Raw genomic sequence first — 22756 nt, 5'->3', positions numbered from 1 at the left:
ATTTTTTAATATAATGAAAACCAGTCCAATATAAGGGGAAGAAAGATTATTTTTCAACTTCCAATTCAATATTTGTACACCCTTTACTGCAAGTAATACCAGTATCATGCAATACGGAAGAGACATTTAAAACTAATGGTGAATTACATTTATCACAAAGCACTAATTCACCTTTCGCTAATTTTTTTATTAAATTACGTTGCCTATTAAATGAATCAGCAGTGGCTTTATTTATTACAGAAAAGTCTAATTTAGTCATTGTTATACCCTATTATCTTTATAGTATAAAAATCAACATTTATAGATTGGCTAGACGTTTCGGCGCAATCAAACCATCATCATTCATTTGCCCAACACCAATAAAAGTATGCGCATCACCGACCGTGATACGAACGATGGTGTTATCTGGTGCACCAAAAACCTGTACCGGTTGCCCATGCAAAACATAGTCTCCCATTTCATCAGTGATATTCACTTCAGGATAATGTTTAACCGCGGTATCCATGGCAAGCAACTGCGCATCTAATAATTCATAGGGGCAACTATCAGATTCATTTGCTTGTTCTACCAATGCTTCTAATTGCTCAATAGTGACCATACGTTCATAAGGGTAATCAGCAACTTGTGTACGTCGTAACATCGAAACATGCGCACCACAATCAAGTAGTTCACCTAAGTCATCTACGATAGTACGAATATAAGTTCCTTTGCTAACGTGCACATCTAAATCAACTTCATCACCTTCAAAACGTAATAGATTGATTTCATAAACTATAATCGGTCTTGCTTCTCGATCTATGGTGATCCCTTCTCTAGCATATTTATACAGGGGTTGCCCTTGATGTTTAAGTGCAGAAAACATCGAGGGCACCTGCATAATATCGCCCCGAAAAGTATCCAAAGCATCCATCAACTGCTGTTTATTAACATTAACAGCACGCTCTGTAACAACATCACCCTGTGAGTCACTGGTGGTAGTTCGCACGCCCAATTTAGCCGTTACAATATAACGCTTATCAGAGTCCAATAAAAACTGAGAAAATTTAGTCGCTTCACCCAAGCAAATAGGTAACATACCGGTTGCTAAAGGATCCAATGCCCCAGTATGCCCAGCTTTATTAGCAAAGAAAATACGTTTTACACGCTGTAACGCATGATTTGAGCTGATGTCTGTGGGTTTATCTAGTAAAACAATACCATTGATAGAACGACCCTTTCCTCGTCTTGCCATTACTCTTGATCCTCATCAACACGTCCTGACTCGACGATTTTTTCTTTGTCTTTTTTGACCGCACCGCTTACCAACTCAGAAATGCGCAAACCTTCGGTTAAGGTTTCATCAAAACAAAAACGGACTTCTGGTACGATGCGTAATTGCATTGCTTTACCTAATAATCTGCGGATATATCCCGATGCAGCATTAAGCCCCTTTAAAGATTCTTCATTAGTCTGCTCACCAATGGTTAGAAAAGTAACAAATACTTTCGCATAGGCAAGATCTCGGGTTATTTCAACACCAGAAATAGTTACCATACCAATACGAGGATCTTTAACTTCTTGCTGTAAAATACGAGCAAGTTCTTTTTGAACTTGCTGTGCAACACGTGAAGTACGGCTAAATTCTTTGGCCATGTTTAACTCCTTCATCACCCTAGTGATGATAATTTATTTTTTAAATAAGAATGGAGGCACTCAGCCTCCATTCTATAATCTAAAATTGAGTATTTTTATAAACTACGTTTAACTTCAATAATTTCAAATACTTCAATTTGGTCACCAACGCGAACATCGTTGTAATTTTTAACACCGATACCACATTCGGTGCCATTACGAACTTCAGTCGCATCATCTTTAAAGCGACGCAATGATTCAAGCACACCTTCATAGATAACGACATTGTCACGTAAAACACGAATCGGATTATTACGTTTTATCGTACCTTCTGTCACCATACAACCCGCAATAGCACCAATTTTTGGTGATTTGAATACTTCTCGAACATCTGCAATACCAGTAATTTCTTGTTTGAATTCTGGCGCTAAGAGGCCACTCATTGCAGCTCTAACTTCATCAATCAAATCATAAATAATACTGTAGTAATGCAAATCGACAGCTTCGTTATCAATAAGTTTACGCGCAGACGCATCAGCACGAACATTAAAGCCGATTACAATGGCACCAGAGGCAGAAGCGAGTGAGGCATCTGTTTCAGTAATACCACCAACACCACGACCAATAATATTAACTTTCACTTCATCGGTCGATAGCTTACTCAATGAATCACAAATCGCCTCTAGAGAACCTTGTACGTCTGCTTTAAGAACAATATTAAGCTCTGAAACTTCGCCAGATTCCATGTTTGCAAACATATTGTCAAGCTTAGCTTTCTGCTGACGCGCAAGTTTAATATCACGGAATTTTCCTTGGCGGTATAGCGCAACTTCACGCGCTTTTTTCTCATCACGTACAACAGTGGCTTCATCACCAGCTTGAGGCACACCAGAAAGGCCTAATACTTCCACTGGAATAGATGGGCCAGCAACTTCAATTGCTTTTCCGTTTTCATCACGCATTGCACGAACACGGCCATATTCAAGGCCACAAAGTACAATATCACCTTGCTTTAATTCACCGTGTTGAACAAGAATAGAAGCAACCGGACCACGCCCTTTATCGAGGCGAGATTCGATAACAACACCCGATGCTGGGCCTGTTGCTACCGCTGATAAGTCTAGCATTTCAGCTTGTAAGAGAATACTGTCTAGTAACTCGTCCACACCTGTACCAGCTTTAGCTGAAACATAAGCGAAAATATTTTCACCGCCCCACTCTTCAGAAATGATGTCGTGTTGCGAAAGTTCACTCTTAACACGTTCAAAATCTACATTTTCTTTATCTATTTTATTGACAGCAACGATTAATGGCACTTTAGCAGCTTTCGCATGTTGGATAGCTTCTATAGTTTGCGGCATAACGCCGTCGTCTGCAGCAACAACTAATATAACGATATCGGTCGCTTTTGCACCGCGTGAACGCATAGATGTAAAGGCAGCATGTCCTGGTGTATCAAGAAAAGTGATCATACCCTTATCGGTATCTACATGATAAGCACCAATATGCTGAGTTATACCACCCGCTTCGCCATCGGCAACTTTCGCACGACGAATGTAATCAAGTAGCGATGTTTTACCATGGTCAACATGTCCCATGATAGTAACAACAGGTGCACGAGATGTTAATTCACCACCCTGTTGTGCTTCTGCCATCACAGACTCTTCAAGCTCATTTTCTTTAGTTAAAATAACCTTATGGCCCATCTCTTCAGCAACAATAGTTGCGGTTTCTTGATCAATCACTTGGTTAATGGTGGCCATAGCCCCCATTTTCATCATAACTTTAATAACTTCTGTCGCTTTAACAGCCATTTTGTTAGCCAATTCAGCAACGGTAATTGTTTCCCCAATTTTAACATCACGTTCAACTGGTGCTGCTGGTTTTTCAAACGCTTGCTGTAATACAGAAGGAGTATGTGGGTTTGATTTTTTTCCACGACGTCCACGACGTCCTTGCACAATTTCCTGTGCAGGTTCTGATGCTTTCTTCTTCTTCTTACGACGAGCAGGACCTTCCTCTTTAGAATCCTGCGCATCTTCAGCTGCTTGTGCTGCTTTAGATGAGGTCATATGGTAGTCTGCTTCAGCCGCTTTCTTACGCGCTTCCTCTTCTGCCGCCCAACGAGCCGAGTTTTCTTCAGCAAGTTTCTTAGCTATCTCAGCTTGTTCAGCCGCTTTCTTTTCAGCTTTTAACAACGCTTCTTTTTCCGCTTTTTTAAGTAATTCAGCGGCTTCCTGCTCTAATTGAATTTGTTCAGGTGTTTTTTCAGATTTAGCTGCAGCCTGTTTTTCTTTATTAATAACAGCGGCTTTCTTCGCTTTTTCATCTGCAGCTTTCTTCGCTGCTAATTTTTCAGCTTGCGCCTTCTCTGCCGCTAATTTCTGCGCTGCAATTTCGGCTTGTAATTTTTCCTCTGCTGCCTGTTTTTCTGCGATTTCTGCTTCTTTTAATGCAGCAGCTTCTGTATCAGTACGTTGCACATAGGTGCGTTTTTTACGCACTTCAACATTAACAGCATTCGCTTGACCTTTAACATTTAAAACGGTTTTTGTTTTACGTTGTAAAGTCATTTTCTTTTTCACTTCACCACCATGTTGTTTTTGTAAAAACGTAGTGAGCATCTCTTTTTCTTGTAACGTCACATGGTCTGACGCTTTTTTAGTAATACCTGCATCGGCAAACTGTTTAAGTAATGTTTCTTCTGATTTATTTAAATCTTTAGCAAGGTCTTTCAATAAAATATCTGACATAATTTTTTTCCCCTATCTGATGCTTATTCAGCATCTTCGCTGAACCAACAGATGTTGCGCGCAGCCATAATAAGCTTACCTGCTTTTGCTTCGTCCAACTCTTCGATTTCAAGTAGATCATCTACGGCTTGTTCTGCTAGATCTTCTAGTGTAATAACGCCTTTACTGGCAAGTACATAGGCTAAATGCGCATCTAAACCTTCAAGAGCAAGTAAATCCGCAGCAGGTTTTGCCCCTTCAAGCGTCTCTTCTTGCGCAAGCGCTTTAGTCGCTAAGACATCTTTAGCGCGAGTACGTAACTCTTCAACAATATCTTCATCTAACCCTTCAATAGCTAATAACTCATTGATTGGTACATAAGCAATTTCTTCTAGAGAGCTAAAGCCTTCGTCAACTAAAACAGATGCAAACTCTTCATCTATCTCTAATGCGTTTGTGAATAGATTAATAACATTATTCGCTTCAGCTTGATGCTTCGCTTTTAATTCAGCAACCGTCATGACGTTTAATTCCCAACCTGTAAGTTGAGACGCTAAACGAATGTTTTGACCATTACGACCTATCGCTTGAGCAAGGTTCTCCTCTTCAACAGCAATATCCATGCTATGAGCATCTTCATCAACAACAATTGATGACACTTCCGCTGGTGACATTGCATTAATTGCAAATTGTGCCGGATTTTCATCCCAAAGGATAATATCAACACGCTCTCCACCTAATTCACCTGAAACGGCTTGAACACGTGCGCCACGCATACCAACACAAGCACCAATGGGATCAATACGCTGGTCATTGGATTTAACTGCAATTTTAGCACGAGAACCAGGATCGCGAGCGGCGCCCATTAAGTCAATCATCTCTTCTGCAATTTCAGGTACTTCTAAACGGAACAATTCGACTAATACTTCTGGTTGAGTACGTGTCATAAAAAGTTGCGCGCCGCGCGCATCTGGACGAACATCATACAATAAACCACGTAAACGGTCACCAGGGCGGAAGTTTTCTCGCGGTAACATTTCATCTCGAAAGATAACAGCTTCAGCATTGCCACCTAAATCAAGCAGAATATTATCGCGATTCATACGTTTGACGACACCAGTGATTAATTCACCTTTTTGTTCTGCATATTGCTCTACAACTTGAGCGCGTTCAGCTTCACGAACTTTCTGTACGATAACTTGTTTAGCAGTTTGTGTTGTAATGCGATCAAAGGTAACTGATTCAATTTCGTCTTCTATGTACTCACCCACTTTAATATCAGGGTTATCATATTGAGCAGCTTCAAATGTCATCTCTTGACATGGATTTGCCATTTCTGCATCGATTTCTAATACTAACCAGCGACGGTAGGTTTTAAAGTTACCCGATTCACGGTCAATTTCAACGCGCACTTCAATATCATTTTCATATTTCTTTTTAGTAGCAATAGCAAGTGCACTTTCTAATGCTTGAAAAATTGCTTCACGAGGAAGACTTTTCTCGTTTGATACTGCCTCTACGACAAGTAAGATCTCTTTATTATTCATCTTGAATCGCCTTAATTAATCAAATTTTGCAACAATATTCGCTTTCTGGATATTACTTAATGCAAAGCGTTCTTCTTTTTCGTCTACGCTTATACAAATTATTTCACCTTCAACAGAGGAAATTGTACCTTTCCATTTGCGACGGTTTTGAACTGGCATTCTTAACTGTATACGCACTTCCGTGCCGATGAAATTGGCATATTGCGCAGCGGTAAATAGAGGACGTTCTAAACCAGGTGAAGAAACTTCAAGTGTATATTCATTGGTAATTGGATCTTCAACATCCAATATAGCACTGACTTGGCGACTGACGGCCGCACAATCATCGACTAAAATACCACCATCTTGATCAATATATATCCGTAATGTTGAATGCTTGCCAGCACGAACATACTCAATACCAACCAATTCATAACCAAGCCCCTCAACACTTGGTTTTAGCATTTCAACTAAACGTTCTTCTAAACTTGCCAAATTAATCCCCTATCAGAAACAAAAATAGGGCTATAAGCCCTATTTAATTAACAACTTATGTTTATTAAAAACAAACATAAGTTGTCATATTGTAAAGTTGAAATAGTATTTTCAACTTCTCAAATAACAAAAAAGCCCCAATAAATTGGAGCTTAATTCAGTTTATTCGAATACTCGAATAAGACAAGCTTACTAAAAGCTCTATCTAATGACAGCGATTATATCGACTTAACCATGGCTAAGCAATCACTATTATTACTACCTATAAAATAATTGGTGCGGATAGAGAGACTTGAACTCTCACGACCTAAGTCATAGCCCCCTCAAGACTACGTGTCTACCAATTCCACCATATCCGCATTTATTAAATAAATATTCTATTCTGGTATTTGATTAGAAGTATCAACTTCTTTTGCTACTTCAGCTGGCACCTGGATGGTAAGGTCTGAATACTCATCATTAACCGAAACTTTATTTGTTGAAAGGTTACCAAGAACAAGGCTTAAAATGAAAAACATAACAGCAAGTATTGCTGTTGTGCGAGTCATAAAATTCCCTGCACCACTTGCACCAAATACAGTATTTGAAGCGCCTGAACCAAAGGATGCCCCCATACCAGCGCCTTTGCCTTGTTGAATTAATACAAATCCAATTAAAATAATTGCAACAATCAAATAAACAACTAACAGCATCTCATACATAGAATATACCTAATATTTCAACAAAAACTTCTCGCGCTCCATCCAAGAAGCGGGCGAATATTACCCAATAGAAGAACAAATCACAAGTGAATAAAGTGATATTTTTTTCTTTTCGGGTATTAACCATTTAACCGCTCAAAAAAAAAGCAATAATTGTAATTTATTTATACTTTAACTTTATCAGCAATCGATTGAGCATAGCTACGCACCACATCTTCATCGGCATCAGCTTCAACCATAACTCTGAAAACAGGTTCGGTACCGGATTTACGCAATAGTACACGACCTTTATCAGCCAGCAACTCTTCAATAGCACGGCACTCAGCCAATACATCCTCGTCGGATAATGGGTCAATTTCATTATTAAAACGCACATTGATTAAAATTTGAGGATATTTTTTCATTCCCTGTCTTAGCTCTTTTAACGTCATGCGACTTGCTTGCATGGCACTAATCACCTGTAACCCAGAAACGATACCATCTCCTGTTGGTAGGTGCTCAGAGCTAATAACATGCCCTGAATTTTCAGCACCTAAACACCAACCATTTTTATTCATTAACTCCATTACATGGCGATCACCCACATCAGAACGTTCAAATGGAATACCTAATGTTTTCAATGCCTGCTCAAGACCTAAATTAGACATCGTCGTGCCGACAACACCGCCTTTTAATCTCCCTGCTCGCAATTTATCTCGGGCAATAATGTAAAGTAGCTCATCACCATCGAGAATATAACCGGTATGGTCGACCATCATCACCCTATCGCCATCGCCATCGAAGGCAATACCAAAATCAGCCTTCTCTTGAACAACACGCTTCGGAGATCGCCTGCATACTTGTTGCACCACAATTTAAATTAATATTGACGCCGTTAGGCTCCACGCCCATAGCGATAACTTTAGCTCCCAGCTCATTAATAACCAGAGGAGCAATATGGTATGTTGCACCATTTGCACAATCCACTACCACTTTTAATCCCGTTAGATTATATTTACTGGGGAAGGTGCTTTTACAAAATTCAATATAACGCCCAGCGGCATCGTCAATTCGCGAAGCCTTACCAAGCTCATTTGATTCAACACATTTTAGTTCTTTATCAATTTCAGCTTCAATTTCTAGTTCCATTTCTTCCGATAATTTAACACCTTCATTTGAAAAGAACTTAATGCCATTATCGTCATAGGGATTATGTGAAGCACTGATAACGATGCCTGCAGATGCACGAAAAGTACGCGTTAAGTAGGCAACAGCAGGTGTCGGCATCGGCCCCATCAATACGGGACGGAGCCCTGCTGCGGTGATCCCAGCTTGTAGAGCCGCTTCTAACATATAGCCTGAGATACGTGGATCTTTACCAATTAAGACTTTTTGAGATCCTGTTTTTGCCAATACTCTGCCTGCAGCCCAACCTAATTTTAAAGCAAACTCAGGTGTAATTAATGATGCACCAACTTTTCCACGGATACCATCTGTACCAAAATATTTTTTCTTCATTATCGTCTCAAATTTTTAATTATATGAATTAACGGCTTGTAGCACTTTAATGACATCAACTGTTTCAGCTACATCATGTACTCGGATAATTTGCGTTCCCTGTTGCAGCGCGATTATAGCACCTGCAAGACTGCCTGCAAGGCGGTCATTTATATCACGATTTAGCAATTGACCAAACATTGATTTTCTAGAAACGCCGGTTAGCAAAGGATAACCCAGCTCCACAAACTGTCTAGTCGCTTGCAATAATTGATAATTATGTTCCAACTTTTTACCGAAACCAAAACCTAAATCTAAAATAATATTCTCTTTTTTTATACCCGCAGCCATGCATTGCTCGGCACGTTGCATTAAAAAAGATTTTACCTCTGCGATTAAATTTTCATACTCGGGTGCATTTTGCATAGTACGAGGTAATCCCTGCATATGCATCAAACAGACAGGCACATTTGCCTGAGCCGCAACCTGCAAAGCATTCGCTGCTTGCAAGGCTCGGATGTCATTAATTAAATCGGCGCCAGCTTTGACTGCCTCTTGCATGATTAGGCTTTTACTCGTATCAATCGAGATCCAGCAATCTAACCGTTTAGCTATTTTCTCAATGACAGGAATAACACGATCTAACTCTTCTTGTGTACTAACATCCTCAGCACCTGGGCGAGTAGACTCCCCTCCGATATCAATAATGGCAGCGCCTTGTTCAACCATCTTCACGGATTGTAAAAAAGCTGACTCGATATTCGCAAAGCGGCCACCATCAGAGAAAGAATCTGGGGTTACATTTAAAATACCCATTACTTTCGGTTAATCTAGATTAAGTGTTTTATGCCCGCTACTTAATTGCATCAATTTCTCACTGAAATTTAAGATAATAAAAAACCTAAGCAAGCTTAGGTTTTCAAGGATACTCAGCCATTGAGATGTTTATAGTTTATCGTTTTTATCTTCACTATTCGGCGCAGACTCTTCAACCGTATCTACGGGGGTATCAACGGCGTCACTGACATTCTCATTGTCTACCGGAGACACAACTTCAGCATCCACTTTGGTTGTTGCCAATAATGCATCGTTCCAATCCGTAGGGGGGCGAACCTCAATCCTTGCCATTAAATCATCCACCTGCTCCGCATCTATCGTTTCATATTTGATTAATGCATCTTTCATTGCATGCAAGATATCAATGTTATCGGTTAATATTTGCTTAGCGCGAGTATAATTCTTCTCAATGAAAAACTTCACTTCATCATCAATAATTTTGCCAGTTTCATGGGAAACGACATTAGATCGCAATGTATTTGAGTCAACGTTTAATAAAATAGGCCCTAATTTTTCAGAGAATCCCCATTCGGTAACCATCGCTCGTGCAATATATGATGCTTGTTTAATATCCTGAGAAGCACCCGTTGAAACCTTATCGGCTCCATAGATCAACTCTTCGGCAATACGACCACCATAGGCAACGGAAATACTACTTTCAAGCTCGGTACGATTTTGGCTAATTTGATCACCCTCAGGCAAAAATTGTGTCACACCCAGCGCGCGACCACGAGGTATAATCGTCACTTTATGAATAGGGTGATGTTGCGGTACTAATTTCGCAACAATAGCATGCCCTGCTTCATGGTAAGCAGTCGATTCTTTATCTTCTTCACGCATAACCAAACTGCGGCGTTCTGCACCCATTAAAATTTTATCACGAGCTTGTTCAAAATCTTGCTTATCAACGGTACGTTTATCACCTCTGGCAGCAAACAACGCAGCTTCGTTAACTAAATTCGCAAGATCTGCACCAGAAAAACCTGGGGTGCCTCGCGCTAAAATAGCGGCTTGAACGTCACCAGCAAGCGGTACTTTACGCATATGAACATTAAGAATCTGCTCTCTGCCTCGCACATCAGGTAGGCCAACAACAACTTGACGGTCGAAACGTCCAGGACGTAACAGGGCTGCATCGAGTACATCTGGACGGTTGGTTGCTGCGATAACAATAATACCTTCGTTACCTTCAAAGCCATCCATTTCAACCAACATTTGGTTTAAGGTTTGCTCTCGCTCATCATTACCACCACCGACACCAGCACCACGTTGACGACCAACCGCATCGATTTCATCAATAAATATAATACAAGGAGCAGATTTTTTGGCTTGCTCAAACATATCACGCACGCGAGAAGCACCAACACCCACGAACATTTCAACAAAATCTGAACCAGAGATTGAGAAAAAAGGAACCTTAGCTTCGCCAGCGATTGCTTTTGCCAATAACGTTTTACCCGTTCCAGGAGGGCCAACTAATAAAACCCCCGTTGGAATACGCCCACCTAATTTTTGGAATTTAGTCGCATCTTTTAAGTAATCAACAAGCTCTTTAACGTCTTCTTTTGCTTCATCACACCCAGCCACATCAGCAAAGGTTGTTTTGATTTGATCTTCTCCCATCAATTTGGCTTTACTTTTGCCAAATGACATTGCCCCACCTTTTCCACCGCCTTGCATATTGCGCATGAAAAGAATCCAAACACCAATTAATAACAGCATCGGGAACCAAGAAACAAATAACGATGTTAAAAAGCTAGTTTCCTCGGGCGGAGTACCTTCAACAAGGACACCGTGTTTAATTAAATCATTCAATAGGTCAAGAATCGGGTGCAGGAATATACGTCTCAAAATGGCTTTGATTACTTTTAACGCCTTTAATTACTTGCCCATCAATTTTAACTTGTTGGATTTGCCCTTGGCTAACTTCTTTGACGAATGTTGTGTAATCCATTTGCGATTTTTTTGCGCTATCCGTTCCAAAACCTTGGAATAACGACATCAATACTACTGCGATGACTAACCACAATATCAGGTTTTTTGCCATATCGTTCAAGATGTAAACCTCATGTTAATAAATAATAATGTGTTGTAGATTACTACAGATTAAAATCTGTCGCCAGTAAATATACTTGACTCATTCAGTGAAGAATAAATACATAATGCAACTGCACTTTAATCTATTTAGCCTTTGTATCCCGTTGCAACAAGATAAACTTCTCGAGAACGCGCTCTAGAAGAGTCAGGCTTACGAATTTTTACGGCGCGAAATTCGCCACGAACGTCTTGCATGAAAGCTTCAAAATCAGCCCCCATGAATACTTTGACAATAAAGCTGCCATTTTCAACCAATACCGCACGGCACATATCTAGTGCGAGCTCAACTAAATACATTGATTTAGGTTGGTCCATTGCCGCATTACCACTCATATTGGGTGCCATATCAGATAAAACAACATCAACTTTGTTATCACCAATACGTTTCAGTAACGCATTTAGCACGGCCTCTTCACGGAAATCACCCTGTAAAAAATCGACTCCAGCGATAGAATCCATAGGCAAAATATCACAGGCGATCACTTTGCCCTTCATGCCTACAGTATCAACAGCCCATTGTGACCAACTACCCGGTGCAGCACCTAAATCAACCACCGTCATTCCTGATCGAATTAACTTATCTTTGTTATTGATCTCTTCGAGTTTAAAAACAGCACGAGAGCGCAATCCTTTTTTATTCGCTTCTTTTACATAAAAATCATTAACGTGCTCTTGCATCCAACGTTTAGAGCTAGCCGAGCTATTTTTCTTTGTAGCGCCGGATTTCACTTCGCCGGAATTAACTTTTTTGCCCATCTAAATGGTTCCTCAATATTGTTACTGTGCCATTATTTATGATGAATAAAGCGGATAAATAACAATCAAAATAGTAAAGGGTATCAATTAAGGGTAGAATGCCCTGTTTTCAACCCTTAAATGAAAAGAAATTTGTATGAAATTATCAAATAAACAAAAACAACACTTAAAAGGTCTTGCACATAGTTTAAAACCGATTGTGCAACTTGGCCAAAATGGCTTAACTGAAGGCGTACTAGCAGAAATTGAGAACGCACTCAGCTTTCATGAATTAATTAAAGTGAAAGTTGCAACTGACGACCGAGAAATGAAGCAACTTATCATTGATGCAATTGTACGTGAAACTGAAGCACTTGATATCGCTAAAATTGGTCATGTTGTGGTTTTATTCCGCCCTAGCGAAAACAAAAAGATAGAGTTGCCACGTAAATAACCCAAGCAAACAGAGCTAAAATGCATAAAACACGAACCTATTCAGGTTTTATGCATTACTCTACACGATTTGATATCCCCTCATTAAGCAACATATTGTACGTTAATTATTTCGTACTCGATTACACCACCGGGTGTTGTAATAACTATTTCATCATTTAGCATTTTGCCAATTAAGCCACGTGCAATAGGTGAACTAATCGAAATCAAATTGCGTTTGATATCCGCTTCATCATCACCAACAATACGGTAAGTCACTTCGGCATCCGTCTCAATATTTACAATAGTCACCGTTGAGCCAAAAATGACTTTACCATTATTAGCCATTTTAGTGACATCGATAATCTGTGCGTTAGATAGCTTAGCCTCTATATCTTGAATACGCCCTTCACAAAACCCCTGTTGCTCACGCGCAGCATGGTATTCGGCATTTTCCTTCAAATCACCGTGTTCACGCGCTTCTGCTATTGCCTTGACAATTTCAGGGCGTTTCACTGTTTTTAAATTTTCTAATTCAGCGCGCAAAATTTCAGCACCTTTAGCTGTCATTGGATATTGAACCATTAAAAATCACCTTATATGTAACTAGCAGCTCTATTTTTAGCCTTTGAAAAAGGCAGTTATTCTACGCTTTTTTTATACATTATACCAATTCCATTAAATGTCTCGTGTTGGTTCGTGTTTAATCTTCATTATTCAAACTATTTACAAGAAAAAATATTCAAAGTATTTTGATATAATTGTTTAGCCAGACACTCTTTTGATTCACTTCGCAATTCCGCCAAGGCAGTAAAAATAGGTAATAAATTAAGCGGTGTATTAACTTTGTCACGTTGTTTGTAAACTGGCATATCCGGTGAATCTGTTTCAAGTATTAAAGATTCAACTGGTAATAAACGCAGCGTTTTTCTCGTTTTTAGTGCATTAGGATAGGTAACCACACCACCAACACCAATTTTAAAACCTAGCGCAATGAAAGCTAATGCAATATCTTCACTACCAGAAAAAGCATGGTAAACGCCTCCTTGAGTAAATTTTAATTGCCGCAATATCTCCAGTACACGCCCCTGTTTCTGAACAACATGTAAGATAATGGGTAATTTAAATTTTTCAGCTATTTTCACCTGCTCGATAAAAATGTCCTCTTGCATCCTCATATCTGTACTGATTCTCTTATCTAAACCAATCTCACCAATCGCGATACATTGCCTTTCTCTGCGATTCACAAGTGCTTGTAGATAAATTAGGTCCCCATCTTCATAATGGTCTAAAAAATGGGGATGATAACCCAATGAATAATACAAATTAGGATACTGACAGCATAAATCGATAATATCTTGCCAGGTAGAACGATGCGTTGCAGGAATAATAAGTTTATCTATTTGTTGGTACGCTAAAGAGGATATTAATTTATCACGCTGCTCATCAAAACAGGCAAAATTCACGTGGCAGTGGCTATCAATAAACATTTGCTTTCCTTCATGGGTATAGGTAGCAAAAATAATAGGGGGAGCGTAAAGCATAAAATGGCTAAAAGACATTTTATGCTTTTAATTAATCATAGCAATTCCTTCAATAGTAGGATTTACTATTAATGTTCACGCGTTTTTCTAAAACTGATTGCCGGATAACGTTCAATCGCAAGATTTAAATTAACCATCGTTGGTGCAACATAGGTCAAGTTATTACTACCATCAAGGGCTAAATTGTCGTAGGCTTTTTTCTCGAACTCAGCAAATTTAATAGGATCTTCACTGTCCACCCAGAGCGCAGTGGCAACACTAATGCTCTCATAAATGGCTTCCACTTTATATTCAGATTTTAGACGCTGAACAACAACTTCAAATTGCAATACCCCGACAGCCCCAACGATTAAATCATTACTACGTAATGGTCTAAACACCTGTACAGCACCTTCTTCGGACAACTGCATCAAACCTTTGAGCAGTTGCTTTTGCTTAAGCGGATCTTTTAAGCGTATACGACGGAACATTTCTGGTGCGAAATTGGGGATGCCTGTAAATTTGAGTTCTTCACCACTGGTAAAGGCATCACCAATTTGAATCGTACCATGATTATGCAAACCAATAATATCACCCGGGAAAGCCTCTTCAGCAGCAGCTCTATCTCCAGCCATAAAGGTGACCGCATCAGAGATGCTAACCATCTTCCCAGTGCGAACATGACGCATCTTCATGCCTTTTTCATATTTTCCTGAACAAACACGCATAAAGGCGATACGGTCACGGTGTTTAGGGTCCATATTCGCTTGAATTTTAAAGATAAATCCAGAAAATTCCGTTTCTGTGGGGTCAACCACTCGCTCATGGGCAACACGCGCTAACGGCTTCGGCGCCCATTCCGTCAAGCCATCTAATACATGGTCAACACCAAAATTACCTAATGCAGTACCAAAATAAACAGGGGTCAACTCGCCTTTTAAAAACATTTCCAAGTCAAATTCATTAGAAGCCCCTAAAACAAGCTCCATTTCTTCACGCAGGTCGTTAGCATATAACGGTAAAATTTCATCGAGTTCTGGATTATCCAAGCCTTTAATAATACGACTTTCTTGAATCGTATGGCCTTGCCCGGTTGAATATAGATCACCTCATCACGAAGAATATGGTAAACCCCTTTAAACTCTTTCCCCATGCCAATAGGCCAAGTAATGGGAGCGCAGGCAATATTTAAAATATCTTCAACTTCATCCATTAACTCAATTGGCTCGCGAATATCACGGTCACATTTGTTCATAAAAGTGATAATTGGTGTATCACGCAACCGGGTCACTTCCATCAGTTTAATGGTCCGTTGCTCAACCCCTTTTGCGGAATCAATGACCATTAAACAAGAGTCAACGGCAGTCAATGTGCGGTAGGTATCCTCCGAGAAATCTTCATGCCCAGGCGTATCAAGTAAGTTCACAATGGAGTTATTATAAGGAAACTGCATCACAGAGGTCGTGATCGATATACCACGATCCTTTTCCATCTCCATCCAGTCAGACTTTGCATGCTGCCCTGATTTTTTACCTTTTACGGTACCCGCTTTTTGTAGTGCATTACCGAATAACAATACCTTTTCAGTGATCGTTGTTTTACCCGCATCAGGGTGAGAGATGATAGCGAAGGTACGTCTACAGTTGACGGCTTCGAGGAACTTAGCGTCTGCCATTTTTATTTTCTCTTAAAATAGTACACAAACATGCACAAAATATTTTTTTATAGGGAAGGTTTTATCGAATGTGCGCAACTATAACAAAATATAAGCAACATTCATAAATGTTAATGGCAATAAAAATTTAATAAATTAAGCGTTCCTGATGGCGTTAAAGATAAACATGGAAATTAAAATAGCGTAGACAGCAACACCATATCCGTTAAAATGGCAACAAATACCAACAAGGATATAATTATGCTTCATCCAATTATCACTGACTTAAAAAACCGTTATACGACAAAACGTTATGACGCCTCAAAACGAATTTCACAATGCGACCTTGATGTTATTTATGAAGCGATTCGTTTGTCAGCCTCATCAATCAATTCACAGCCATGGAAATTTATCGTTATTGAAAGTGATGCAGCCAAGCAGCGGCTGCATGATACTTTTGCCAATAAGTTCCAATTTAACCAAGTTCATGCCAAAACAGCTTCACACATTATATTGTTTGCCTACAATCCCCACTATAAGCGAACTGATTACGCAAAAGTTGTAGATAAAGGTATTGCAGATGGCCGCACTAAAGCCGAAAACAGAGAGCAAGCCTTTGCAAGTTTTACATTTGCAGATTTAAATACCGATGCCACAGGAAATACATCAGCGTGGACCAAAGCACAAACTTACCTTGCTCTTGGTAACGCTCTGCACGTACTCGCTCGTTTAGGGATTGATTCCACCACAATGGAAGGTGTGGATAGCGATTTGATTGCTGAGGTTTTTAAAGAGGAATTAGCAGGTTATCGTTGTGATGTAGCGCTTGCCATGGGGTATCACCACCAAGATGAAGATTATAATGCAGCACTGCCTAAGTCGCGTTTAGCTATGCCAGAAATACTACAAGTAGTATAAATGGCCAATCGAAAAATCATCTCCGACATCCCCATGCTACTTCAAGATACAAAGTCAGCAATAATAGTTGCTACTATTTTCTTGCTCTACGGAGCGCTAGCACCTGACAAAGCACCTTGAAGCAGCATCGGTATATATTTCATAATTGGCCAGTAAATACCCCTCGCCTGTCGTGGAATATAAAAAATCATAGAAAGCGATTATGCGCCAATAACAGCCGCACTAGATCTATTTATAACTAGCAAGCAGCGACAACAATTTCTATGCGTAATGTCATTAAAATAGAAAATGACTCTGGTCAAGTCATTATGAATACTTGCTTAAATGAAAAAGAGTCTTTATTCTTGCAATTAGATAAAAATAAGCTACCGGAATAAAATGACTCTCTGCCTATTTTTAATGAAGCAGGATTGCGATGATGCTCAAAGTTCAAATAATAAAAAAATAATGAACTATTTTAACGTTATTTAGCTGAAAAAAGGACATATTACTCCTTTAGCCCCCCTTAAATAATAATTAAAATAAATGGATTGAAGTATTAAAAAGGATAGTAATATTTTGTTCCCTGATGATTTATGTATCAAATTAAAAAAAACAAAGGATATCAAAACGCTTTTTTTAATTGATATTCTACACATGAAAGATATTAATGCTTCCTATGGTTTTGGTAATGGTAATGCTGTCTTAAAACAATTTAAGGAATTTATTAAGTCTCTTTTAAAAAAAGAGATAAGTGAAGTAATCAATAAAGCCTATGGCAAAAAAATCACAAGTAGAGTCACTAGGCACCACTCCGATGTATTTGCACTTATTATCTATGAAAATTTACATGATAATCTAATACTTACTATAAAAGATATAATCAATACAGCGCTTCTCTCTTATTCCTTTGATATATCCAAACCCAATTTAAAAATCAACCTCAACACGACTATTGGTTGTTCAAAAAGCCACTGCAATGATTTATTTATCTTTGCAGAAAAAGCATTAAGTGGCGCGAAACTTAATTTTGAAATGTTTATGTTTTTTGATGCAGATTTATACAAAAATGAAACTTCTAATAACAGCCTCGTCGAATTAATCAAATACAATATTGAAAACGAAACTGTAGCCCCCTACTTTCAAGCCATGCTCTGCAATACAACCGATGAAATTGTAAAATACGAAGCTCTTATGAGACTTTTTGATGAGCAGGGGAATATGCTCTCACCGGGTGTGTTTTTGGAAAAAGCAAAGACCTATCGCCTCTATACGCCCCTGATGATAATTATGATCAAGAAAGTTTTTGACATAATAGTGAAATATAAAATTCATTGCAGTATTAATTTAGAATATACAGATATCATTAATCCTTTAATCAGCAACCTTATAACGACTCAAATTCAGCAGCACAACATAGGAAACTATCTTAATCTTGAAATTTTAGAGAGCGAACGAATTAAAAATTTTGATGTCATTAACGATTTTATCCGTACAGTAAAAGAGCATGGTGCAACAATTGCCATTGACGATTTTGGCACTGGTTTTGCGAATTATGAATACATCCTGAAATTAAATGTTGATTACCTAAAAATTGACGGCAGCTTGATACAAAAAATTGATGAGGATATCTATATGAACCTAATCAAAAGCATTGTTATGTTTTGTAATAAACAAAATATTAAAACCATTGCTGAATACGTTAGTAACATAAAAATACAACGATATGTCAAATCATTAGGCATTAATTACTCACAGGGATATTACATTCAAAAGCCTTTGTCAATAGAGCAATTAAAGGGAGAAAAATGTGAAGGATGATTTAAAAAGAATTACAGATATGACGGTAAGTGATCTATTGCAAAATGAGATAATTTTACCATCAACTTACTTTAAAGCATTTGATCAAAATGCCAAGAATTTGAGCGTTAATATAAATAGCATTCAATTTGAAAGTGAAGTTAGTACTGTAATTACAAATGAATGGGAAAGTATCAATAACTATATGAAAAAAACAATCGATAATATTGATACGCTAAGTGAAGTAACAGAGCATGCACAAAAAGCCATTGATGAAAAAGATACCGAGTCACTAAAAAGTATTGGCTCATCCCTATTGGCAATGAAAAAAGAAATCAACTCCCTCAGAGAGCTCATTTATATCGATCCATTAACACAAGTTTTTAACCGAAAATGGATATATAACCATGCTATTACTAAGGAAGGAAAGTTTTTTCAGGATGGCGTGCTGGTATTAATCGATGTGAATGACTGCAACTATCTGGCTAAGAAATATGGACAATTAATTGCCGATAACGTCATTATCTATATTACAAAATTTTTAACCAAAAAATTAAAACATGAGCAGATTGAATTTGATCTTGTTAGATACAGCAATGATCAATTTATTATTTTGATAAAAAATGAAAATGTAAACAATATTTTTTCTTTCATTACCAATGCTAAACTAGAGTTAGCAAACGCCACCTTAAAAAGCAAAACAGGATTGATTTTCAAAACCAGCTTTAACTTTGGTAGCCAACAGTATGCAAGCAATGATTTATTTCAAAATACACTTGAAAATGTCGCCTTTTTATCATTAAAGGACAAAGCATAACAATAGCCCCACTTGATTGACCTAACCTCAGTGCTGGATAAACAAATCCACATATTATTATTTCAGATAATAGTCATTTCAACCCAGCGCAAAGGTTATCCCAATTGGCATAATATGATGGTAATAGCTTGTTGATGAAAAATGATAGAGAGCAATATGCATGATTCTGTAATAGCTGGCTATTACGATTGAATGCAACGCTGTTATCTATTATTTTAATCAACAAGATAGATCAGATACTTATGCAGATTAATGGTATTAGTTAGCTACGCAACCAATCTGACTGAAATATAATATCGATAAAAAAGTAACAAGCTCAGAAATATTGACAACTATCTGCTACTATAAAAACTTAAAATATCTTATATCAAGTGGTACCCAATGAAAATACTTGTTCGTAACCTTGCCAAAACAACAAATGAAGAAAAAATTTATGCCCTATTTAGCGAATATGGCGCAATTCAATATTGTAACCTAATACTCGATGATAAAACGGGGGCATCAAAAGGGTTTGCCTTTGTTGAAATGCCAAAGTCGGGAGAAGCTAAAGTTGCCATACAAAAACTAAATGGCTATAAATTAGCTGGCAATATTATTCGTGTGAAAAAAGCAGAAGTTAAAAAAGAAACGTTAAAAACTGAGGTTAATCACTCAGAAAATAATGGCATCAAAAGTAATGCTAATAACGCATTAAATATCTATGGCACCCCAAAGCAGTCCGATTAAATTTGCTCTATCCCGCTAGCGTGACACAAACGTAAGCGGGATATAAATAGCGGCTCAATTTAACGCCTTAAAAGCACATAGTTAATCTAATGAGTATAATTTTTTCTCTTGCATTTTCCGAGAAAGAGCATCGAAACGACTAAGGCAGATAGCTTCCATACTAGCAGGGGCAACTTTTTTTAGCAGTTTAACGCTTTTAAAAAAAGTTCTGTAAACAACTTCAGACTCATTGAGAGGGTAGTAACGAATGTCACTAGCACTATCTTCAAACATCTCCTCATAGTAATGCTGTAAAGCTAAATCGTTAATACGCTTAGCAACCGCCGCACAAGCCTGATAATTTGCCAATTGCCGACCATCCTCTTGCAAATCAACATTTGCAAGAGCATGTACATTATTCGAGAGGAGACTTAAAAACAGTAAAAATGCAAAAATTAGCTTCATTATCTTAGCTATGCAAGCGCTTGTTCAAAATCAGCTAATAGATCTGCTGTGTTTTCAATACCGATTGAACAACGTACCATCGTTTCGCTAATGCCCATTTTTTGACGATTATCAAGCCCCATTTCATGGTAAATCGTTGGAGCGACAGGTAAAGCTAGGGTGCGATTATCACCCAGATGAGTTGCACTGATCACAACCTTTAATCTATTAAGTAAAGCACAACAATCTTCACCAGCGACTAAGTCAAAACTTAGCATTGCACCAAATTTTTTAAATAAACGCTTCGCAGTATCATGTTGAGGATGAGAATCTAACCCAGGGTAATAAACTTTGGCAATTTTCGGATGTTGCTGCAAATACAGAGCTAATGCCATAGCATTATCACATTGACGTTCCATACGTAATTCCATTGTCTCACTACCAACAGAGATAAGGTGTGCTATCTGAGAGCTAATACAGGCCCCCATATCTCTTAAACCTTTTTTCTTGATCTGGTTTATTCCCCACAATTTAGTGTCACCAGTTCGATAAGCGCCAAAAATATTCGGATAACTTTCCCAGTTAAATAAGCCAGTGTCAGTAACCGAACCGCCTAAAGCATTACCATGTCCAGCTACATATTTTGATAGGGAAGTCACAATGATACTTGCTTTGACTTTAATCGCATCAAACAGGTAACTCGAGGTTAACGTATTATCAATAACATAGATAAGCCCCTGTTCTTCACAGAAGTCACCAATTTTATCTAAGGCACTAATTTGTGTAGCGGGGTTAGCAATAGTCTCGACAAAAATAAGGCGTGTATTATCCTGTTGCGCCGCTTTAACTTGCTCAATATCCGTTGCATCGACGAAGCTAACTTCAATCCCGTAACCTTCCAAGGTACCAATTAAACTCGTTGTATTACCAAATAAAAAACGGCTACAAATAATATGGTCACCATTTTTTAAAAGAGATAGGAAAGTCGTTACAATCGCGGCCATCCCACAGGAAAAGACTAAAGAGGATATGCCATTATCCATCTCTTTGATCTTATGCTGGAGAGCATCAATTGTTGGCGTGGATGAACGTGCGTAAGCATGTCCTGCTTGAGTACCTTGAAAAACATTAATCAGACCTTGTACATCGTCAAAACCGTAAGGCACTGAATTATGGATAGGCGCATGAACTGCACCGAATTCCAAATTAAGTAAACGATCTGAATGCACTATTTTTGTTGTAAATCCTTGCTCTGACATTAATATTCCTTGGTAGTTTTAAGCTAATTATAAAATGATTATACAGAGTTAAATAAAGAAGTTGAAATTGAATAGTTTATTGCGTCAATAGAATTAGGTTTTTACTAAAAAAAGGGTTGTTAATCGATTAATTAATAACAACCCATTTAATCTAAGGCGAGCGATAGAATGTTATACCAATCGGATTAAGTATGTGATCTAAATTTTGCGCAGGAAAAATAGCTTAATTTGAGGCGTAAGTTGACGCAAATGGTTGTTCCCTTTGCGAAACTTACAACAAAAAAGTAAGTTATTTTAACCAGTAAAATAGATCAGCTATTTATTCCGATTGGTATTAGTTATTCCTATCCATCTTGATTGATGCGACTTGCAACTGCGCCCTGCTGTTCTCTATATTTAGCATTGCTACGTTTATTATAAGGCCGCGCAGCAGGTGCTGAGAGTGTTTCGAAATTTAATGCGCCAATCGTCATTTTAGGACGTAAAGCTAATGGAAGTTTGCCACTATTATAGAATTCGAGGACTATTTTTACCAGACCAACCAGGGTCAATTCGATGCGCGGTAACATGTACCATCAAGCCTAATCGGGCCAATGAAGAGCGCCCATCTAACCAACCAACAATATCCGCAGGTAAAGTGACATCTTCATAGGTGACGGCAAGTGCTAATTCACCAGGATGCAAGAAAAACGATTGCTCATCGTCAATCACAATGGCATCACTCATGACGCGATCAAGCGATGCTGCAACCTCTTCTTTTGGGCCAGATAAATCTATAAACGGGGTCGTATGTTCACTAAAGACGCGAAACTCATTGCCTAGGCGGATATCAACGCTAACACCTGAAATTGATGATTGCGGTGGTCGAGGGGTGATAACTAGCTTCCCTGCATCTAAATATTCTTCGATATGGGTATCACACAAGCGCATTTTATTTCTCCAGTAAGAAAAGTAATCCTTAAAATCAACCGCATTATACACATAAAGCGATGTGCAAACTATTTTCTTACGGGCA

The 22756-nt window shown here is 38.4% G+C and carries 18 protein-coding genes, 1 tRNA gene and 4 pseudogenes; 5 read left to right on the top strand and 18 right to left on the bottom strand.

All coding sequences use genetic code 11. The features are described 5' to 3' along the window. Positions 1-46: 46 nt before the first annotated feature. The 12 genes and pseudogenes from AB1A03_RS10690 to rlmE form a co-directional block, all read right to left on the bottom strand. Positions 47-259, bottom strand: coding sequence for a hypothetical protein (locus AB1A03_RS10690; protein WP_354624645.1), 213 nt, complete (start codon positions 257-259; stop codon positions 47-49). 39 nt (positions 260-298) lie between these two features. Next, positions 299-1231, bottom strand: coding sequence for a tRNA pseudouridine(55) synthase TruB (gene truB / locus AB1A03_RS10685; RefSeq protein ID WP_354624644.1), 933 nt, complete (start codon positions 1229-1231; stop codon positions 299-301). After that, on the bottom strand, positions 1231-1632 hold the full coding sequence (rbfA, locus tag AB1A03_RS10680) for a 30S ribosome-binding factor RbfA (RefSeq protein WP_354624643.1): 402 nt from the start codon (positions 1630-1632) through the stop codon (positions 1231-1233). The genes truB and rbfA overlap by 1 nt, the downstream gene beginning before the upstream one ends. 95 nt (positions 1633-1727) lie before the next feature. Beyond that, entirely contained in the window at positions 1728-4364 is a 2637-nt protein-coding gene (gene infB, locus AB1A03_RS10675) for a translation initiation factor IF-2 (protein WP_354624642.1), read from the bottom strand. Positions 4365-4387: 23 nt separating this feature from the next. Further along, complete coding sequence (nusA, locus tag AB1A03_RS10670) at positions 4388-5890, bottom strand: transcription termination factor NusA (protein WP_354624641.1); 1503 nt, start codon at positions 5888-5890, stop codon at positions 4388-4390. 15 nt (positions 5891-5905) lie between these two features. Continuing rightward, a complete protein-coding gene (rimP, locus tag AB1A03_RS10665) occupies positions 5906-6364 on the bottom strand; it encodes a ribosome maturation factor RimP (RefSeq protein ID WP_354624640.1) in 459 nt (152 codons plus the stop codon). Between the two features lie 274 nt (positions 6365-6638). Further along, a tRNA-Leu gene (locus AB1A03_RS10660) sits at positions 6639-6723 on the bottom strand. An 18-nt stretch (positions 6724-6741) separates the two neighbouring features. Continuing rightward, positions 6742-7065 carry a preprotein translocase subunit SecG gene (gene secG, locus AB1A03_RS10655; RefSeq protein WP_354624639.1) on the bottom strand — a complete coding sequence of 108 codons (324 nt, stop codon included), beginning with the start codon at positions 7063-7065 and terminating at the stop codon, positions 6742-6744. 164 nt (positions 7066-7229) lie between these two features. After that, positions 7230-8565: pseudogene (gene glmM, locus AB1A03_RS10650) on the bottom strand (phosphoglucosamine mutase). 12 nt (positions 8566-8577) lie between these two features. Further along, on the bottom strand, positions 8578-9357 hold the full coding sequence (gene folP / locus AB1A03_RS10645; RefSeq protein ID WP_354624638.1) for a dihydropteroate synthase: 780 nt from the start codon (positions 9355-9357) through the stop codon (positions 8578-8580). Positions 9358-9486: 129 nt separating this feature from the next. After that, positions 9487-11434: pseudogene (gene ftsH, locus AB1A03_RS10640) on the bottom strand (ATP-dependent zinc metalloprotease FtsH). A 128-nt stretch (positions 11435-11562) separates the two neighbouring features. After that, the gene (gene rlmE, locus AB1A03_RS10635) at positions 11563-12231 is read right to left on the bottom strand and encodes a 23S rRNA (uridine(2552)-2'-O)-methyltransferase RlmE (protein ID WP_354624637.1); all 669 of its coding nucleotides are present in this window, start codon (positions 12229-12231) and stop codon (positions 11563-11565) included. 136 nt (positions 12232-12367) lie between these two features. Here rlmE and yhbY point away from each other — a divergent pair, with 136 nt between their 5' ends. Beyond that, positions 12368-12664, top strand: a complete 297-nt coding sequence (gene yhbY, locus AB1A03_RS10630; RefSeq protein WP_354624636.1) for a ribosome assembly RNA-binding protein YhbY — start codon at positions 12368-12370, stop codon at positions 12662-12664. A gap of 83 nt (positions 12665-12747) precedes the next feature. Here yhbY and greA read toward each other — a convergent pair whose 3' ends face one another. The 3 genes and pseudogenes from greA to prfC form a co-directional block, all read right to left on the bottom strand. After that, on the bottom strand, positions 12748-13227 hold the full coding sequence (gene greA, locus AB1A03_RS10625) for a transcription elongation factor GreA (RefSeq protein ID WP_354624635.1): 480 nt from the start codon (positions 13225-13227) through the stop codon (positions 12748-12750). 137 nt (positions 13228-13364) lie between these two features. Then, a complete protein-coding gene (locus AB1A03_RS10620; RefSeq protein WP_354624634.1) occupies positions 13365-14132 on the bottom strand; it encodes a TatD family hydrolase in 768 nt (255 codons plus the stop codon). Between the two features lie 122 nt (positions 14133-14254). After that, a pseudogene (prfC, locus tag AB1A03_RS10615) lies at positions 14255-15840 on the bottom strand (peptide chain release factor 3). A gap of 240 nt (positions 15841-16080) precedes the next feature. Here prfC and AB1A03_RS10610 point away from each other — a divergent pair. The 4 genes from AB1A03_RS10610 (at position 16081) to AB1A03_RS10595 (ending at position 20059) form a co-directional block, all read left to right on the top strand. After that, the gene (locus AB1A03_RS10610) at positions 16081-16737 is read left to right on the top strand and encodes an NAD(P)H-dependent oxidoreductase (RefSeq protein WP_354624633.1); all 657 of its coding nucleotides are present in this window, start codon (positions 16081-16083) and stop codon (positions 16735-16737) included. A gap of 558 nt (positions 16738-17295) precedes the next feature. After that, positions 17296-18537 (top strand): EAL domain-containing protein, encoded by a 1242-nt coding sequence (locus tag AB1A03_RS10605; RefSeq protein WP_354624632.1) that lies wholly within the window; start codon positions 17296-17298, stop codon positions 18535-18537. Continuing rightward, entirely contained in the window at positions 18527-19333 is an 807-nt protein-coding gene (locus AB1A03_RS10600; RefSeq protein ID WP_354624631.1) for a GGDEF domain-containing protein, read from the top strand. The genes AB1A03_RS10605 and AB1A03_RS10600 overlap by 11 nt, the downstream gene beginning before the upstream one ends. 381 nt (positions 19334-19714) lie before the next feature. Then, a complete protein-coding gene (locus AB1A03_RS10595) occupies positions 19715-20059 on the top strand; it encodes an RNA recognition motif domain-containing protein (RefSeq protein WP_354624630.1) in 345 nt (114 codons plus the stop codon). An 81-nt stretch (positions 20060-20140) separates the two neighbouring features. Here AB1A03_RS10595 and AB1A03_RS10590 read toward each other — a convergent pair whose 3' ends face one another. The 3 genes and pseudogenes from AB1A03_RS10590 to dcd all read right to left on the bottom strand — a co-directional run bounded on the left by AB1A03_RS10590 (position 20141) and on the right by dcd (position 22671). Continuing rightward, complete coding sequence (locus AB1A03_RS10590; RefSeq protein WP_354624629.1) at positions 20141-20503, bottom strand: hypothetical protein; 363 nt, start codon at positions 20501-20503, stop codon at positions 20141-20143. An 8-nt stretch (positions 20504-20511) separates the two neighbouring features. Next, positions 20512-21741: a cystathionine gamma-synthase family protein gene (locus AB1A03_RS10585; RefSeq protein ID WP_354624628.1), complete on the bottom strand. Its 1230-nt coding sequence runs from the start codon at positions 21739-21741 to the stop codon at positions 20512-20514. A 344-nt stretch (positions 21742-22085) separates the two neighbouring features. Beyond that, positions 22086-22671, bottom strand: a pseudogene (dcd, locus tag AB1A03_RS10580) (dCTP deaminase). Between the last annotated feature and the right edge of the window lie 85 nt (positions 22672-22756).

Source organism: Psychromonas sp. MME2, assembly GCF_040566515.1.
Lineage (GTDB): Bacteria > Pseudomonadota > Gammaproteobacteria > Enterobacterales > Psychromonadaceae > Psychromonas.
Note: the sequence above shows the minus strand (reverse complement) of the source record. Positions and strands in the feature narration are given on the sequence as shown.